17 protein-coding genes are annotated in these 16300 nt (G+C 55.8%); 12 read left to right on the forward strand and 5 right to left on the reverse strand.

Annotated features, from left to right (window positions below; genetic code table 11):
- The 8 genes from HFM78_RS06335 to HFM78_RS06370 all read left to right on the forward strand — a co-directional run.
- Positions 1–262: Ig-like domain-containing protein (locus HFM78_RS06335; RefSeq protein WP_287128584.1), on the forward strand; the 262-nt coding region annotated here is incomplete at its 5' end.
- A gap of 177 nt (positions 263–439) precedes the next feature.
- A complete protein-coding gene (locus tag HFM78_RS06340) occupies positions 440–3589 on the forward strand; it encodes an FG-GAP-like repeat-containing protein (protein ID WP_287128585.1) in 3150 nt (1049 codons plus the stop codon).
- A gap of 376 nt (positions 3590–3965) precedes the next feature.
- Complete coding sequence (locus HFM78_RS06345; RefSeq protein ID WP_287128586.1) at positions 3966–4214, forward strand: hypothetical protein; 249 nt, start codon at positions 3966–3968, stop codon at positions 4212–4214.
- The gene (locus HFM78_RS06350; RefSeq protein ID WP_287128587.1) at positions 4214–4450 is read left to right on the forward strand and encodes a WYL domain-containing protein; all 237 of its coding nucleotides are present in this window, start codon (positions 4214–4216) and stop codon (positions 4448–4450) included. The genes HFM78_RS06345 and HFM78_RS06350 overlap by 1 nt, the downstream gene beginning before the upstream one ends.
- A 183-nt stretch (positions 4451–4633) precedes the next feature.
- Positions 4634–4813 carry a hypothetical protein gene (locus tag HFM78_RS06355; protein WP_287128588.1) on the forward strand — a complete coding sequence of 60 codons (180 nt, stop codon included), beginning with the start codon at positions 4634–4636 and terminating at the stop codon, positions 4811–4813.
- Between the two features lie 27 nt (positions 4814–4840).
- Complete coding sequence (gene mak, locus HFM78_RS06360; RefSeq protein ID WP_287128589.1) at positions 4841–5737, forward strand: fructokinase; 897 nt, start codon at positions 4841–4843, stop codon at positions 5735–5737.
- Between the two features lie 61 nt (positions 5738–5798).
- A complete protein-coding gene (rpsF, locus tag HFM78_RS06365; RefSeq protein WP_287128590.1) occupies positions 5799–6086 on the forward strand; it encodes a 30S ribosomal protein S6 in 288 nt (95 codons plus the stop codon).
- Positions 6083–6544, forward strand: a complete 462-nt coding sequence (locus HFM78_RS06370; RefSeq protein ID WP_287128591.1) for a single-stranded DNA-binding protein — start codon at positions 6083–6085, stop codon at positions 6542–6544. Before rpsF ends, HFM78_RS06370 begins: the two co-directional genes overlap by 4 nt.
- Before the next feature lie 60 nt (positions 6545–6604).
- Here HFM78_RS06370 and HFM78_RS06375 read toward each other — a convergent pair whose 3' ends face one another.
- Complete coding sequence (locus tag HFM78_RS06375) at positions 6605–7318, reverse strand: heme oxygenase (biliverdin-producing) (protein ID WP_287128592.1); 714 nt, start codon at positions 7316–7318, stop codon at positions 6605–6607.
- Between the two features lie 159 nt (positions 7319–7477).
- Here HFM78_RS06375 and HFM78_RS06380 point away from each other — a divergent pair, with 159 nt between their 5' ends.
- Positions 7478–8443: an ABC transporter ATP-binding protein gene (locus HFM78_RS06380; protein WP_287128593.1), complete on the forward strand. Its 966-nt coding sequence runs from the start codon at positions 7478–7480 to the stop codon at positions 8441–8443.
- Between the two features lie 47 nt (positions 8444–8490).
- On the opposite strand, the gene tsf is transcribed toward HFM78_RS06380, so the two are convergent.
- Positions 8491–9105, reverse strand: a complete 615-nt coding sequence (tsf, locus tag HFM78_RS06385; protein ID WP_287128594.1) for a translation elongation factor Ts — start codon at positions 9103–9105, stop codon at positions 8491–8493.
- Positions 9106–9117: 12 nt separating this feature from the next.
- Entirely contained in the window at positions 9118–9921 is an 804-nt protein-coding gene (rpsB, locus tag HFM78_RS06390) for a 30S ribosomal protein S2 (protein ID WP_287128595.1), read from the reverse strand.
- A gap of 217 nt (positions 9922–10138) precedes the next feature.
- Here rpsB and phoU point away from each other — a divergent pair, with 217 nt between their 5' ends.
- Entirely contained in the window at positions 10139–10777 is a 639-nt protein-coding gene (gene phoU, locus HFM78_RS06395; RefSeq protein WP_287128596.1) for a phosphate signaling complex protein PhoU, read from the forward strand.
- A 315-nt stretch (positions 10778–11092) separates the two neighbouring features.
- Here phoU and hemL read toward each other — a convergent pair whose 3' ends face one another.
- Together hemL and HFM78_RS06405 are read right to left on the reverse strand one after the other, a co-directional pair.
- On the reverse strand, positions 11093–12403 hold the full coding sequence (gene hemL, locus HFM78_RS06400) for a glutamate-1-semialdehyde 2,1-aminomutase (RefSeq protein ID WP_287128597.1): 1311 nt from the start codon (positions 12401–12403) through the stop codon (positions 11093–11095).
- Between the two features lie 364 nt (positions 12404–12767).
- Positions 12768–13148, reverse strand: a complete 381-nt coding sequence (locus tag HFM78_RS06405) for an AbrB family transcriptional regulator (RefSeq protein WP_287128598.1) — start codon at positions 13146–13148, stop codon at positions 12768–12770.
- Between the two features lie 268 nt (positions 13149–13416).
- Between HFM78_RS06405 and HFM78_RS06410 the strand changes: the two genes are divergently transcribed.
- Together HFM78_RS06410 and HFM78_RS06415 are read left to right on the forward strand one after the other, a co-directional pair.
- Positions 13417–14949, forward strand: a complete 1533-nt coding sequence (locus HFM78_RS06410; RefSeq protein ID WP_396033034.1) for a B12-binding domain-containing radical SAM protein — start codon at positions 13417–13419, stop codon at positions 14947–14949.
- A 92-nt stretch (positions 14950–15041) separates the two neighbouring features.
- Positions 15042–16300: ammonium transporter (locus HFM78_RS06415; RefSeq protein WP_287128600.1), on the forward strand; the 1259-nt coding region annotated here is incomplete at its 3' end.

Below are 16300 nucleotides of genomic sequence, written 5' to 3' on the forward strand. Positions count from 1 at the left end.
GACCCGCACCGCCCGCCCGCTAATTGCCGCCAGTTTTGCTGACCGCGATATTGACCTCAACCGGGTCCGGCTCTTTGTAGACCGTGTGGAAGTAACCCGCCAATCCCGATTTGACCGCGATACGATTTTTTACCGTCCGACCACGGACTTGACCACCGGGACTCACCAAGTCCAAGTCATTGTTACAGACCGCCAGGGGAATCGCTCCGAAGAGTCCTGGAGTTTCGTGGTCATTCGGCCCTACACCACCTCAGCTTGGTAGCTTTGGATTCATTTTTTCGCTGTTGTCATCCCCCGTTTGTATAGACAAGTGGGGGTTTTTCATGAAAAGAGATCAACTTTCTAAAAACTGTGTATGCTTCTTAGTTGGTCCAGATGCAACTGAGTTCCAACCAGGATTTAGTTGCCCGTGGTTCCCTTACACCCGAGGCAAACCTTCATGTTGACAGCGCGCAATTTTACTAAATTGAGTCTTGCCCTTCTTGCCGTGCCTTTTTTGCTCTGGGCTCCAGTCCAAGCCCGTCCCATTCCTGAAAATCTCGGCTCCGGCCTCGAACGGCTAGTGCAGTGGCAACTCAATGGCCTACCCGCCGACCCCGAGGAAGCCCGTCTCGCTGAGGGTTTTCGTACCCTGGCTCAACGCGATGCGCAGGGACGGGTCCTCGTCAACATTCATCTAGATGGCAAACAAAAACTTCCTCAACTCAAGCGCAATGTCCAGGGCCTCGGGCTCAAGGTAGTTGCTGAGTCTGCCACCTACCGTAAGGGGGTCCTCAGTGCGTACCTGCCCCTAGAACAAGCCGTAACCGTGGCTCGATTAGCTGGAGTCCGCTCCGTCACCCTAGTGCCCAAACCTAAAACAAACGTTGGCCTGACCACGGCCCAAGGAACTGTTGTTCACCGCGCTGACCGCCTCAATACCCTCGGCTTCACGGGGGCGGGCGTGACTGTCGGGGTCCTTTCCGATAGCTACAACACCAACACTACTAAAACGGGCAGTGTCCTCATCAAAGCCGAGAACGATGTGGCCTCCGGGGACCTCCCGGGCACGGGCAACCCCCTCGGGAATACAACCCCAGTGGTGGTCCTCCAAGAACAACCCGGCGGGACCGATGAGGGACGCGGGATGCTCCAGATCATTCATGACACTGCCCCCAAGGCCAAGCTTTGTTTCGCCACCGCCTTCGTTTCCGATGTGGGCTTCGCGCAGAACATCTTGAACTTAGCGGACCCGGCCCTTGGTTGTGGGGCCCATGTGGTGGTGGATGATGTGATCTATTTCGCTGAACCGATGTTCTCCGATGGGATCATTGCCCAAGCTGCCCAACAGGTTGTAGACCAAGGCGCGAGCTATTTCTCGTCAGCCGGGAACCGCGCCAGTGCCGAGGGCTATAGTTCCACCATCCGGCTGGTGGATAATGCCACAGTCCGTGCTGGGTTACCCGGCGAAAACCTAAACTTCACCAATGTCCCAGCGGGGTTGACGGCTGGGGGCTTCCATGACTTTGATCCCGGACCCGCTGTGGTTATGTCGCAAGCGATGAGCGTGGGCGGACTGCCGGAGACCGTAACGATTTCCTTTCAATGGAATGACCCCTACGATGTGGGCGGGATCACCACGGATTACAACTTCTTGGTCTTCCGCGCCAACGGGAGCTATGTGGGGTCCCTCAGTGGTACCGCCAATAACTTTGCCACGGATCAATCCCTGGAGTTGATTGCCCTGACCGGGGGCCTCAATCCCCGTAGCCTTACGAAATACCAGATCGTGATTGCCCGCGCCAGCAACGATACCCCCGTTCCCGTAGCTGACCAAGTGCGCTACGTCATCTCTAGCTCCTTGGGCACGACGACGATTGATGAGTTCATCAGCTACACCACGCCCATTACCTACGGGCACAGTGCGGCAGCAGGGGCCAATAGCGTTGCCGCCTACGCTTATGACAGCGATTTCACGGGACCTGACTTCACCCCCGTCGTCGAAGGGTTTACCTCCCCGGGTCCTGTACCGATTTACTTTGACCGGGCTGGCAATCGGCTCGCTACCCCCGAAGTCCGCCAGAAACCGGACATGGCGGCGGTGGATGGCTTGAATACGACGTTCTTTCCCCCCGGCGGCTTGAACCTGACTGACGCGGAAGGCGATGGGTTCCCCAACTTCTTTGGGACCAGTGCCTCAGCCCCCCAAGCCGCCGCTCTAGCTGCTTTGTTACTCGACAAAGCCAATGGTGCCTTGACCCCCGCCCAGGTGAAACGCTATCTCCAAGGCAGTGGCCCCATCCACGACTTGAGTCCTAGTTTCAGTGAGGCTGTAGCGACGGTCGGCGGGACAACCGTGCGCGTTACCGCCACTGGAGATGGCAGTAATTTCGCTGCCGCTGACCCTAACTTCTTCAAAATCAGCTTCACCGGTACGGCGGGTCAGGAGTTGACCGACTTCAGCCTCAACCTCACTCCGAGTGGGCTAACTTTTGACACCAATGCTGATACGGGACTCCCCTTCACCACGGGGGTCATTGTGGGTGATGTCGGAGTGACAGGAGGACTCCTCGCCCCATCCCCGAGCCCAGAACTGGACTTGGCCTTCATCAGTTTTGACCCGAGTGATAGCGTGGCTTTCGGCGTGGACCGGGATGTTGCTGCTGTCAATAGTGGTGGCAACAGTGCGGATGCCTTAGTCGGGGCGACTTTTACGGCAACGGTGACGGGTTTGGGTGTCCTCACGGGGACTTTTATTGATGTTACTGGTAAAGGATTCTCCATCCTGGATGGGTATGGATTGGTGGATGCCCCGGATGCCTTGGTGTCGGTCCCGCCCTTTGCAGTACGGGCGGCGACTTGGCAGCTAGTCGGGACGGGCGACCTCAACAGCGACGGTCAAAAGGACCTGCTCTGGCGTAACTACACCACCGGGGAGAACGAAGTCTGGTTTTTCGATGGTTACACCTACCAGAGTGCCGCCCCCCTGCCCTCCGTCACCGACACGACCTGGCATCTCGTTGGCGCGGCGGACCTCACCAATGATGGTCAAGCCGACTTACTCTGGCGCAACTATCAAACAGGCGCAAATGCCGTCTGGCAGATGGACGGGACCACCTATGAGGAAGCTTTCTTCATTGGTGATGTCACCGACCCTGAATGGCAGTTGGTGGGGACAGCAGACTTCACCAGCGATGGTAAGACGGACCTAATCTGGCGCAATTATCAGACCGGGGAGAATGCTATTTGGCGCATGGACGGCTACACCTACCAGGAAGCCTATCTAATTGGCGCGGTGACGGACCCCAGACAACAACTCATCGGGGCGGGGGACTTCACCGGGGACGGGCAACCCGATCTCCTCTGGCGTGACACCACCACCGGGGCGAACTATGTCTGGCAGTTGGTGGGTTACACCTACAACGCAACCCTGGCCCTCAATGCGGTGGCGGACCTAGACTGGCAGTTGGTCGGGACGGCAGACTTCAGCAACGACGGCAAGACGGACCTACTCTGGCGCAACGTGGCGACGGGTGAGGATGCCTTCTGGTTGCTGGACGGTCTAACCTTTGTCAGCCCCATCACGTTGGGAACCCGCTCGGCGCAGTAACCGTTCTCAATTAATCCCCGTCCCTAGTGATAGTGGCGGGGATATTTTTGTGAATTAACCAGAAGGGTTCTCTGGCTTGAGAGTTTATGGAATTAGGGTTGAAGTAGGTGGGGCTTAACCAGTAAAGTCATGCGCTGTACTTCGGGTTGGTTATATTTCAAAAGTGCATGATCCCACAAGTTACTCGTGTTATCAAAACAATCCTGTGCAGGGGTCCCAGGTTGCCCATAGTGTAATGCACAAGTTGCCCATACTCTAAAATACCTTCTGTCACATCCCTAGCATCAGTATTCAGCACGAGCAACAGTTCTGGGCCGAGGGTCTGCTCGATTGGGAACACGTCCTGCAACAACAGCACGCCATCTGATTAAGGGGTGTGGAGCGGTCCCGACGACGCTTAGCAGCGCGTGATGTATCCTACTTCACTCAGCGTTTACCCCGCAACCAACTCTGGCGACTCTTCCTTGAGTTCTGGCAACACTTGGTCTATCTCGATATTGAGACGACAGGCTTACGGTCAGCCCACGACCACATCACCGCCATCGCGCTCTACGACGGACACCAGATTAAGACCTGTGTCTGGGGTTGTAATCTTGCCCAATTCCCCATAGATATCCACCAGTGATGGTCTGCTTCTCTAAAAAGGCCGCCCCCTTTATTCGTGAACGACGCTGGCATTCACGCCAACAAATTAGTGAGCATGGAGATGGTTCCCTGACGCTGCACATGGAGGTCCCGGGGTTAGCCGAAGTGAAGCGGTGGGTCTTGGGCTACGGGAGCGATGCAGTTGTAGAGGGACTGGAGGAGCTAGTTGCCATGGTGCGCGAAGAGGTGAAAGGCTTGATAAGTCAGTGGGGCTGATACCCTTGGTGCCCTTGACGCGTGGGGCGATGGAGCCGTTGTTGAGCCGGAGCCTGACCGCTTTACGCCAAGGAATGGAACCAAACCAAGAGTACGGGGTAGTTGGTGGGGGTAACGGCCTTGCTCGCGACCTTACGATTTAAGCGAGGGGATGTACGAGAGTTCTTCAGGAGGCGCGAGACGATGAGTTTACTTACTGAAATCCCATTATTTGAAGAGTTATTCCAAGAGGTGATGCAGGAGCGATTGCTTGCCGCTATCGAACAGGCGAAAGCTGAAATAGCGCAACAGATGAAAGCTGAAGTGATGCAACGGCTGGAAGCTGAGCAAAGGGCTGAACGCCTAGCTACTCGGCTACGGTAGGAATAACTTTACAATGTGAGGAAAACTATGCGGATCGGCGTTGACCTAGGGGGTACCAAAATTGAGGCTCTAGCCCTCAATGAGCAGGGGCAAGAACTATTTCGCCGTCGCGTCAGTACGCCCCAGCAGGATTACCCAGGGACAGTCCAAGCAGTAGCTGACCTCGTGCGGAGCCTAGAAGTAGAGTTAGGACAAGTAGGCACCGTCGGCGTAGCGATGCCGGGGACCCTCTCACGGTCTACAGGCCATGTCAAAAATGCCAACTCAGTCTGGTTGAATGGTCAGCCCTTTGACCACGACCTAAGCTCCGCCCTCCAACGCCCAATCCGGCTCAGTAATGATGCAAACTGTTTCGCTTTGTCAGAGGCGAGCGACGGGGCGGCGGTGGGCGTGGGGGTTGTCTTTGGGGTGATCCTAGGTACGGGCACCGGCGGGGGGATAGTTGTCGGGGGGCAAGTCCTCACCGGACCTAACGGGATTGCGGGCGAGTGGGGCCACAATCCCCTACCCTGGCCCACGAATCAGGAGTGGCCCGGTCCCCCCTGTTACTGCGGCAAAACTGGCTGTATTGAGACTTTTTTGAGCGGGCCGGGGTTCGCCCGTGACTACCATGAGACGGGCGGCGAAGCCCTCACCGGGCCGGAGATCGTCCAACGCTCAGAACAGGGTGAGACTTTAGCTGAACTGACTTTAGTCCGTTACCAGAGTCGGCTCGCCCGTGCCCTTGCCAGTGTCATCAATATCCTTGATCCCGATGTCATTGTCCTCGGCGGCGGGATGTCCAACATCACCCGTCTCTACACCCAAATTCCCTATCTCTGGGGACCCTATGTTTTCTCAGACCGGGTAGATACCCGGCTCGCCCCGGCGAAACATGGGGATGCCAGTGGGGTCCGGGGGGCGGCTTGGCTCTGGCCTACTTAGGTAAACTCTGTGGTATGGTTTATGATTGTACCTTAGTGCTTCTAAGGTTTACGGAGTCCCCATGCAACGGTACGAGGCCATGTATATTTTGCGCCCCACCCTCACCGAGGAGGAGTTGGAGGCAGCGGTGAACCTTTTTGAGCAGACCCTACGCAATCAAGGTGTAGAAGAATTGTTGGTGGAGCGGCGCGGCAAACGGCGGTTGGCCTACGAGATCCAGAAAAACAAAGAAGGCATCTACATCCAGATGAACTACCAGGCCAACGGCCCGATCAACAGTGAATTAGAGCGGGCTTTCCGGCTTAACGAACAGGTCCTGCGTCACTCTATCTTTCGGGAAGAACCGTGAACAGTATTGTCTTGATGGGTGAGGTTGCCAACCGCCCCGAGTTGCGTGAGACCCAGGAGGGGTTAGCCCGCACTAACTTTATCCTGCGTTACCCGTCTACCAAACCCGATGAACCGGAGTTCCAAGTCCAAGTGGTTGCTTTCGGAAATTCCGCAACTGAGGTCGGTGAACTGGTCCAAGGCGACCAAGTGACCCTCGAAGGCCGCATTCAGATGAATAGCTTCACCCGCCCGGACGGAACTCGCGAAAAACGGGCCGAAGTGATTATCCGCCGCTGTCATGTCCTCCACAAAGCCGGGGGCGTTCCTCTATCACCGCCTGCCAATCTACCCCCCTCCGTGCCACCGCCGCCTCGGGCGATGACCACGCCGACGCGCACCGTTCCTAGCCGTCCACCTGCCACCACGGCCCGTCCTCTAGGCGACTTGCCCCCTCAAAACGAGGATATTCCTTTTTAATCAATTCAACCAAACTGAAAAGGGGGCCCTTGAGCCCCCTTTTTCATCGCTGTATCGTCGCTAGCTCGACTGTGCCATGGGAGCAGAGCGGGTGTTTCGGCGGGTCAGGGTATTGAAGAGCATTTGACCGATGGCTTTGACCAGACTGCCTTCGAGTTCCTGGAAGAGCTTCATGTTGTTCTGGAAAGAACCGTTGGCCTCAATGACGATGGCGGCGACTTGCGCCTCTGTAAGCGGTAGGTCATCCAGCATTTGCCGGTAGTTGGCCTTGAACTGTTTCTCATCCGGGATGCCCTCGAAGCGGTAGAAGGCTGTCCCCACGCCATCACTGAGATTCATCCCGCGCTCAGCAATCCCTTTGAGGATTTGACCGCCAGAGAGGTCGCCCATATAACGGGTATAGCAGTGGGCAATCAACAGCACGGGGTCGGTGTCGCTGAGTTGACGGATACGGGAAACGTAGGCTTGGCAGGCCAGAGAGGGACTGACTTCACGGACCCAGGCGGGACCGTAGTAGTATTGCAGGTCCTGGGCTAAGCTCTGTTTGCGAAAAAGCACAGGCTGGTGGAGAGGGGCAAGAACCGGGTGCTGGCTATGGCGTTCGAGGCTCTCTTCGAGGGCACTGTACACGAAGTAGAAATTCGCTAGGAGTTTGCGGTAAGAATTTTTCTCCACCACGCCCTTCAAAAAGCATTTGATGAAATCCGCACTCTCCGCCAGGGTATGGGCTTGGCGCGTCCCTTCACGAAGCTGCAACGCTAGTTGCGTCGGCATAGAACCTCCTTGTCAAGAATCTTGAGGCTGTTGCGAACAGCACACTCTAGTAGGGTAGGGCATTTAAGCGAGCCCAGTTGTTAAAAATCTTTGCAAGAGGGCGATTTGTAAAGTGGAGGCACTTCGGGGCACGATAGTAAGTAAGAATTTTCATATCCCATGCAATCCATCACCTCTGAACCTACCACCGCCACCCGTCCCGCCAGTCTCGCCCTCGCCGTCCAGGGTCTAGGTAAACAGTATCGCACCGGGTTTTGGCTGAATCGGCGGGTGGATTCGCTCAAGGATTGTACGCTCTCCGTCTATCAGGGCGAGACCTTTGGCCTATTGGGTCCCAACGGGGCCGGGAAAACTACCCTCATGAAAGTCCTCCTGGGGATTGTGCCGCCTACCACGGGGAGCGGGACCGTCTTGGGTCAACCCTTGGGCGACCAAGAAGCCAAAAAACAGGTGGGCTACCTACCAGAGAACCCCTACTTTTATGAATATCTGAGTGGTACGGAAGTTCTGGTCTTCACAGCTCGTCTTTTTGGCTTGGACACCCACACTACCCGCGCTCGTATTCCTGAGCTATTAGCTCAAGTCGGTCTCTCGGAAGAAGCCGGGGCTAAGCAACTCCGTAAATATTCCAAGGGGATGCTGCAACGGATTGGGCTGGCGCAGGCCTTAGTCAACAACCCACAATTGGTTTTCCTGGATGAACCGATGTCGGGGCTAGACCCGATGGGCCGCTTCCAGATGCGCGAGTTAGTCCTATCGCTCAAACGCCAGGGTAAGACCGTTTTCTTCAACAGCCATATCCTCTCCGATGTCGAGCAGATCTGTGACCGAGTGGGGATCTTAGCCCAAGGGGAGCTCGTAGCCCTCGGTAGCCTAGATGAACTCCTGGGCGTGAAGGAGACCTATCACGCCCATTTCCGTTGCCCAGACCAGACGGTGACTGCCTACTTGACGGACTTAGAACCCTTGGGCGATAGCTGGCAGGGCGTCTTAAAAGTAGACCCGGCCCAATTCCTGAACGAGTTAACGCAAGCTGGCGGCGTTTTATTGGAGCTCAAGCTCCAGCGGCCTAGTCTAGAGACCTTCTTTGTCGAGCGAGTGGGCAACCGGGCTACACCGCGTTAAAAAAAGCACCGGAGCCATCCCCGGTGCTGCATAGAACTTTAGGAGTTTCAGGAACCTTTTAGCCCTTCACCTAACACGAAGCGGGCAAAGCGACGGACTTTGATATTCTCACCAACTTTGGTGATGGTCTGGCTGATGAGCTCATCCACGGTGATTGCCTGGTCCTTAATGAAGGGTTGGTCCAGGAGGCAGCGTTCCTTAAGTAGCTTCTCAATCCGGCCTTGGACAATCTGAGCGCGGATCTTTTCGGGCTTCTTGGCGAGGTCCTCGCGGCCCATCTCAATGTCACGCTCCCGTTCCTGGACGGCTTCCGGGACATCCGCCACACCGATATATTCCACGTTGGGGCAAGCCGCGACCTGCATGGCGATACTGCGGACCAACCCCTGGAAGATTTCACCCCGCGCTACAAAGTCCGTCTCGCAGTTGACCTCGACCAAGACCCCGACCCGGCCCCCGGTGTGGATGTAGGAACCGACCAGGCCCTCGGTGGCCTGCCGAGTGGCCATCTTCTCGCCCTTGGCGAGGCCCTTTTTGCGGAGGTATTCCTTGGCTTTTTCGACGTCACCCCCGGACTCGGTGAGGGCTCTTTTGCAGTCAATCATCGAAACGCCCGTCTCTTCGCGCAGTTGCTTGACGAGTTGGGCTGTTACTTCTGCCATGTGCGCCTCCCCTTATTCTTCTTCATCGTCCGTATCTAGCCCTGGGATCTCCACGGCCTTAATATCAAACAGTAATTCCTTCTCTGGGCTCTCAACGTCCATCACAGCCTCGGGTTCCTCGGCGGTTTCAATGGCCCCGTGCCGTCCTTCAATGATGGCATCGGCTAGACGACCCACAATCAACCGGATCGAGCGGATCGCGTCATCGTTGGCAGGGACCCCCACATCCACCATCTCGGGGTCACAATTAGTGTCGAGGAGCGAGACAATCGGGATACCCAGGCGACGGGCTTCCATGACGGCGTTGTATTCGCGCTTCTGGTCCACGATGAGCAGGATATCCGGAAGACGGCGCATATCCTTAATTCCCCCCAGGTATTTCTCCAGGCGGTCCAATTCTTTACGCCGGGTGGCGGCCTCTTTTTTGGGCAACCGGTCGAAGAGACCACTCTTCTCCATGGTGATGAGATCCTTGAGACGGTCTACCCGTGAACGGATCGTGGCCCAGTTGGTGAGCATTCCCCCCAGCCAGCGTTGGTTCACAAAGTACATCCCACAACGAGAAGCCTCTTGAGCAATCACCGTCGCTGCCTGCCGTTTGGTCCCGACGAAGAGGATCTTCTTGCCCCGGTCAGCTTCCCCCTTGAGATAGGTAAAGGCGCGTTCAAGGTAGACTGCTGTCTGGGTCAAGTCAATGATGTGGATACCATTGCGGGCCGTAAAGATATAGGGCCGCATTTTGGGACTCCAACGCCGGGTCTGGTGCCCGAAGTGGACCCCCGCCTCCAACATTTCAGCGAGTGAAACAATACCCATGGTTTTTCCTTATCGGGTTCGCCTCCCCCCGGCAGCCAATGGACCCGATAGGCCGGAGGTGTGGAATTTGTGCCTTAACTAGGATAACACGGGCTACTTAAAAAATTGGTACGGTATCGTTTTGTCAAAGTTAGAAATATTAAGCAAGTTACGCCGCTAACTCCCAATCTAGGCTAGAAAAACATCTATAGTTAGGGCAGATACTAAGGACTGTCCTATGGTCAGGGCAAGCCTAGAGCGTTTGATCGCTGATTTACAACAGGACACCCTCCGCATGGGTGCGCTCGTTGAGACCTCTGTCGCCCAGGGTCTCCAAGCCCTATTTCAGCAGAATCTAACCTTAGCTGAGCAGGTTATCCAGCAAGATGTGCGGGTGGATGCCCTTTACCGCAAGCTCGAAGTCGATTGTCTCAACGCCTTGGCCCTCCATAGTCCGTTAGCTCGTGACCTGCGCTATATCAGTACGATCTTGCAACTTATCCGTGACCTTGAGCGCATCGGAGACTATGCCGGGGATATCTGTGAAGTGGTCCCCCGCTTAATTCTCTATCCTAAATTGCCGGAGCTAGACAAAATCCGTCCGATGGCCCACCGTTGTCAAACCATGGTCTCCCAGGCCCTAGTCGTTTTTACACACCTCGATTCCCATGGTGGACGGGCACTCATCCGGGCTGACGATAGCGTGGATGCGGATTATGAATCCCTTTACAACTGCCTAGCCGTACAGCGTGTCGGGGATGGTCCTTTAGAGCCTTTTCTATTGTTATTGCTGGTTATTCGTTATCTAGAGCGCATGGCAGACCACGCAGCCAATATTGGGGTCAGGGTGGCCTTTATCGTGACGGGCGAACGATGACGGTTAATATGACAAACTCTTCAAGCTGCGTATTCGTCCCGTAGCCGTTTTGGGAATTAATAGAAATTTGAGCAAGCAATTCCCGTCGGTTCATAACTCCTCATAGTTGATTTCTCGCTCAATTTTTCCACAACAGGGGTCTTATTTTGATTTTAAGTAATCACTGAGGAATATCTATCACCTTAATTCAACTCCCAGCAAAAGTCAGGATAAATCCGGCGGGGTCCGCTAGGGTGAACTCAGTCTTGCCGTAGAACGTTTCATGATTGAATCTGGAGTGGTGAAGCGGGCTATTGCCAGCCCGCTCACGTTAATTTACTGCGGGATCTGCGATAGGACCCGGCGGGCTGCCTGTAGCGTCTGGTCAATATCCGCAGCAGTGTGGGCCGTAGACAGAAACCAAGCTTCAAACTGAGAGGGGGCTAGGTAAACACCCTCCGCCATCATCCCCCGGTGGAAACGCCCAAACTTCTCGCGGTCCGAAGCCTTGGCGGTTTCATAACTGGTGACAGGACCCGCGCAGAAGAAGATACTGGTCATCGCTCCCACTTGGTTCGCACAGATCGTGTGTCCAGTGGCCCGGGCTACGTCCAGTAGACCTTCAGTAAGTTGCGCCGTAATCTGGTCGAGATAGGCGTAGGTACCGGGTTTTTGCAGGAGTTCAAGGGTCTTGATCCCCGCTGTCATTGCTAAGGGATTCCCGGAGAGTGTCCCGGCTTGGTACACCGGACCCGCCGGGGCCACCATCTCCATAATCGCTTGCTTACCTCCGTAGGCCCCGACGGGTAGACCGCCGCCGATGATCTTCCCCAAACAGGTCAAGTCTGGGTCCATCCCAAAGCGTTCCTGGGCACCGCCGTAGGCCAGCCGGAAGCCCGTCATCACCTCATCAAAGATCAGCAAAGCCCCGTACTGATGGGTCAGTTCCCGAACGCCCGCCAAGAAACCGGGCTGGGGAAGGATGCAACCAGCATTCCCAACGACGGGTTCGAGGATAACTGCGGCAATACTATCGGGATACTGGGCAAGCATCGCGTTTAGGGCGGGTAGGTCGTTGTAGGGGACAGTGAGGGTGTGGGCGGTCACGGCACTGGGGACCCCCGGTGAATCGGGTAAGCCCAAGGTCGCCACTCCAGAACCGGCTTGGACGAGGAACAAATCGCCGTGCCCGTGGTAACAACCACTGAACTTGATCAATTTTTCGCGCCCGGTGTAGGCCCGCGCTAACCGGATGGCGGACATACAGGCTTCCGTACCCGAGTTGACAAAGCGGACCATCTCAATGGAGGGGACCGCATCAATTACCATCTGAGCCAAGACATTCTCTTGACAAGAAGGCGCACCGAAACTCGTGCCATTGGGAATCGCGCTAATCAAGGCTTGCTGGACCTCAGGGTGGGCATGACCGACAATGGCTGGCCCCCAGGTACCGATGTAATCAATGTAGCGATTGCCGTCCACATCCCAGAGGTAGGCTCCTTGCGCCCGTGCAATAAAAACCGGATCGGCCCCCACCGACTTGAAAGCCCGCACCGGCGAGCTGACTCCACCGGGCATGAGGGTTTTGGCCCGCTCGAAAAGTTCGTGGGAACGGGTAGTTTGATAGGTGTTGGTGGTTGTTACCAAGAGGACTCCGAGGAACGCGCCTTATCCAGGGTATCCCAGGACGATCCCCGCTGCCTACCCCGGTCAGTCCGCCGACTCTTTCAGCAAACGGAATCAGCCCCATAACTGACTAGCCAGGACAATGGATGTAATTAGCAGGGGCAACTCTGTACGATAGCTGGCTAAACGCCCCGCTAACTCGTGATCAAGTCTTGAGCTTACCCAGATTAGACCACAGCACTTTACCGCAAGCGGCTTAAGTGTGAGGATCACACTACCTTGACAACCCACACAGGCTAGACTGCACAGACCCAGACGCTAGGGAAATTCAAAGGGGTGAATCATCCCGAGCAACGGCTCAATAACATCTGCTTAATGGGTTAGGTTACTCCTCAAGATTACCGTCTTTATTCACCTTGATGAGCTTGATATGCTTACGGCCCAAGGAGATCTCGAACTCTGTACCCGGTTCTAGTTCCATCTCGCGGGTGTAGGCCGCCCCGACCAAGAGGTTGCCGTTCTTCTGGACTTGGATGCGGAAGTTGGCGGTACGTCCGCCGCGAGTACCGTTAGTTTCAGGGTCTATAGTCAAGCCCTTTGCCGACAGCAAGGAATTCATGAACTTCATCACATTGACCCGTTCCTTGCCACCTTTTGTTTTGGTGACATAACCACAGGCTCGCGCAATCTCTTTCTTGCTTGAAACTGCCGAAAGTTCTTCGACTTTTTTTAAAAGCTCCCGTCCAGACAAAACTACGTCACTCATTAAATAGCACCTCAAATGCACTTTACACACTGTACATACTTATAGCAAAGTTTGGCAGATGTTCTCACTAATTTTTTACGATGGTGGCTAATATTTCTATAACAGTCCAGGTACAACTAACTCAGAAAGCCATTAGGGTTATCAAGTCCCCGCTATCATTGCGCTTTCTAGGGGATGCTAGGATCGGGATATGTCTTGCGAATAAACATTGTTTAACGCCGAAACGTTACTCTTTGAACCCGCCACCGAAGGCCCTGACCCAATCTCCATGGTTTTTGCTTTCCCTAATCTTTACAGCGTGGGGATTGCCAGTCTGGGCTATCAGGTAGTTTGGCGGCTCCTGAAGGGCTGTCCCGAACTGCGGGTCGCCCGGTTATTCATGGACCTCGCTGAACCTTTACCCCCAGACCGTGAACTCGTCGGCTTCTCGTTCTCTTGGGAACTGGATTTTACGAATATCTTGACGCTCCTGACCCAACTGCAAATCCCTCTAAGTGCCCACGAGCGCAGTCATGACCACCCCTTGGTTTTTGGGGGTGGGCCAGTTTTGACCGCAAATCCTGAGCCTTTTGCTGATTTTTTCGATGTAGTGCTGTTGGGCGACGGTGAGGAGTTGGTTCCAGAATTTGTGCGAGCTTACGCCCAAGTCCGTCATCTCGACCGCGCCCACCAACTACAACACCTCAGTCAAGTGGCGGGGGTGTACATTCCGAGTCTCTATCAAGTCACCTACCTATCTCCCACCGGCGGTGTGGCTCAAATTCAAGCTCTAACTCCTGCCCCAGCGACAGTGACAAAAAGAACTTGGCGCGGCGACCACCTCTCGGCCTCCACGGTGGTCACGCCCCACAGTGCTTGGGAAAATATCTACATGGTCGAGGTAGTGCGGTCCTGCCCGGAGTTGTGTCGTTTTTGTCTCGCTAGTTACCTCACCCTGCCTTTTCGCACCGCGCCAGTCACAGGTTCGCTATTGCCCCTGATTGAAGCCGGACTCCGGGTTACTTCACGGCTGGGACTGCTGGGGGCTTCGGTGACCCAGCATCCTGAATTTGAACAGGTCCTCGACTATTTGGCTGAGCCCCAGTTTGAGCAGATTCACCTGAGTGTTTCCTCAGTCCGCGCCAACACGCTCACCCCCAAAATGACCCAGACCTTGGCAAGTCGGGGGGCTAATTCCGTGACGATTGCGGTTGAGACTGGCTCAGAGCGGCTCCGTCAAGTCATTAATAAGAAACTTACTAACCCGGAAATTGAGACCTGCGCCGGGATTGTTGCCGAAGGCGGGCTGAAGGGCTTGAAGCTCTATGGCATGGTCGGTCTGCCCTCGGAAGAAACGGCAGACTTAGCAGCCACCCTTGACTTGTTGACCCGGCTCAGACAAGCTCAGCGGGGTCTACGCTTGAGTTTCGGCTGTAGTACGTTTGTACCCAAGGCCCACACGCCTTTTCAGGTCTACGGGGTGGACCGTCAGGCGGAGAAGAAACTAGAACTTTTTGCCCGTCGGCTGCCAAAAATCGGGGTGGACTTCCGACCGGAGAGCTATGGCTGGTCGGTGATGCAGGCCCTGATTTCGCGGGGGGACCGCCGGGTGGGGCAGGTGTTGCGCCAAGTCCACCAAACTGGGGCGAGTCTGGGAACCTTCCGCAGAGCTTTTAAGGAACTCAAGGGTCAACTGCCGCCCCTCGAACATTACGTACATGACGATTGGTCCGGTCAGGTCCTACCCTGGCAACATCTCCTCGGACCTGTTGCCGAGGGCGTATTAACCCGCCATCTGGAAACCGCCCGCGCTCAGATGTAAACTTTCAGTGAAGTTTGCTGAGACCGTCAACTTTGTTACAGGTCTGGTCCTAGTCCGCCCTCTATACAGGGGACACATTGTCAGGTGCCAGGATGTCAAGCGTGAGCAAGTGTGGGTATTGGGGCGTTCTTTGGGGCGGGGCGGGGCTCGTGACCCTGGGGGCACAGGCGGCGGGGGACCCGACGGGAGCTGCGGTAGATTGGTCGGTGGTCAGTGCTACGCCTCCAAATCTCAAAAGTGTCGCTGGTACGGTTGCTGACCTCAAGGTGGGCTTGAATATGACCTGGGTCCTACTGACGGGGTTTTTAATCTTCATGATGCAGGCGGGCTTTGCGACGGTGGAGGCGGGCTTCTGTCGGGCCAAAAACTCCGTCAACGTCATGATGATGAATCTGGTCGTTTTTTGTGTGGGGGTCATCGGGTACTTCCTCTGTGGTTTTGCTTTCATGTTTGGTGGGTTAGGCGGGACAGCGACCCTGGGGAATACGACAGGCATCCTCAACGGGATGTTCTCCATCGGAGGTTTTGACCTGCTTGGGACAAAGGGTTTCCTCTTGACGGGGGATTTCTATGATGTGTCGGTGTTCGCGCTCTTCTTCTTCCAACTAGTTTTTATGGACACCGCTGCCACGATCCCCACGGGGGCAATGGCAGAACGGTTGTCCTGGAAGGGCTTTTTGGGTATGGGGCTCTGGGTCAGTATGTTTATCTATCCCCTCATCGGTTGCTGGCTCTGGGGCGGGGGGTGGCTGGCGGACCTCGGGACGAGCTTCAAGCTGGGCCATGGGGCGGTGGATTTTGCGGGGTCCGGGGCGGTCCACATGGTCGGCGGGACCGTTGCGCTGGTGGGGGCAATTATCTTGGGACCGCGTATCGGTAAATACAACCGTGATGGCTCGGTCAACCCGATCCCCGGTCACAGTTTCCCCTTAGTGATCCTGGGGGTGATCATCCTCTTTTGTGGTTGGTTCGCGTTTAACGCAGGATCGACCCTGGCGGCGACGGACCTCCGCATTGCCGTGATTGCCGTCAATACGATGGTCGCCGGGGGCTTTGCCGGGGTGGCAGCGATGTTTCGGATGTGGATCTGGGAGAGTAAACCCGATCCCGGCTACACCTGCAACGGTGTGTTGGCGGGGCTGGTGGCAATCACGGCCTCCTGTGCTTTTGTGGAACCCTGGATGGCGGCGGTGATTGGGATTTTGGCGGGGGGCTGGGTCTGTGATGCGGGTCTATTCATCGAACGGGTCCTCAAAGTGGATGATCCCTGCGGCGCGGTGGCAGTCCACTTCTGTAATGGGGCTTGGGGCCTAGTGGCGTTGGGAATTTTTGCCGATGGCAAGTACGGGGC

It is taken from the genome of Candidatus Cyanaurora vandensis, from assembly GCF_013285555.1.
Lineage (GTDB): Bacteria > Cyanobacteriota > Cyanobacteriia > Gloeobacterales > Anthocerotibacteraceae > Cyanaurora > Cyanaurora vandensis.

What these genes read in the sequence shown, in the direction of transcription:
- HFM78_RS06340 (WP_287128585.1), top strand. Translation starts at nt 440, where the DNA reads ATGTTGACAGCGCGCAATTTTACTAAATTGAGTCTTGCCCTTCTTGCC.
- HFM78_RS06350 (WP_287128587.1), top strand. Translation starts at nt 4,214, where the DNA reads ATGGTCTGCTTCTCTAAAAAGGCCGCCCCCTTTATTCGTGAACGACGC.
- HFM78_RS06355 (WP_287128588.1), top strand. Translation starts at nt 4,634, where the DNA reads ATGAGTTTACTTACTGAAATCCCATTATTTGAAGAGTTATTCCAAGAG.
- mak (WP_287128589.1), top strand. Translation starts at nt 4,841, where the DNA reads ATGCGGATCGGCGTTGACCTAGGGGGTACCAAAATTGAGGCTCTAGCC.
- rpsF (WP_287128590.1), top strand. Translation starts at nt 5,799, where the DNA reads ATGCAACGGTACGAGGCCATGTATATTTTGCGCCCCACCCTCACCGAG.
- HFM78_RS06375 (WP_287128592.1), bottom strand. Translation starts at nt 7,318, where the DNA reads ATGCCGACGCAACTAGCGTTGCAGCTTCGTGAAGGGACGCGCCAAGCC.
- HFM78_RS06380 (WP_287128593.1), top strand. Translation starts at nt 7,478, where the DNA reads ATGCAATCCATCACCTCTGAACCTACCACCGCCACCCGTCCCGCCAGT.
- tsf (WP_287128594.1), bottom strand. Translation starts at nt 9,105, where the DNA reads ATGGCAGAAGTAACAGCCCAACTCGTCAAGCAACTGCGCGAAGAGACG.
- rpsB (WP_287128595.1), bottom strand. Translation starts at nt 9,921, where the DNA reads ATGGGTATTGTTTCACTCGCTGAAATGTTGGAGGCGGGGGTCCACTTC.
- phoU (WP_287128596.1), top strand. Translation starts at nt 10,139, where the DNA reads ATGGTCAGGGCAAGCCTAGAGCGTTTGATCGCTGATTTACAACAGGAC.
- HFM78_RS06405 (WP_287128598.1), bottom strand. Translation starts at nt 13,148, where the DNA reads ATGAGTGACGTAGTTTTGTCTGGACGGGAGCTTTTAAAAAAAGTCGAA.
- HFM78_RS06410 (WP_396033034.1), top strand. Translation starts at nt 13,417, where the DNA reads ATGGTTTTTGCTTTCCCTAATCTTTACAGCGTGGGGATTGCCAGTCTG.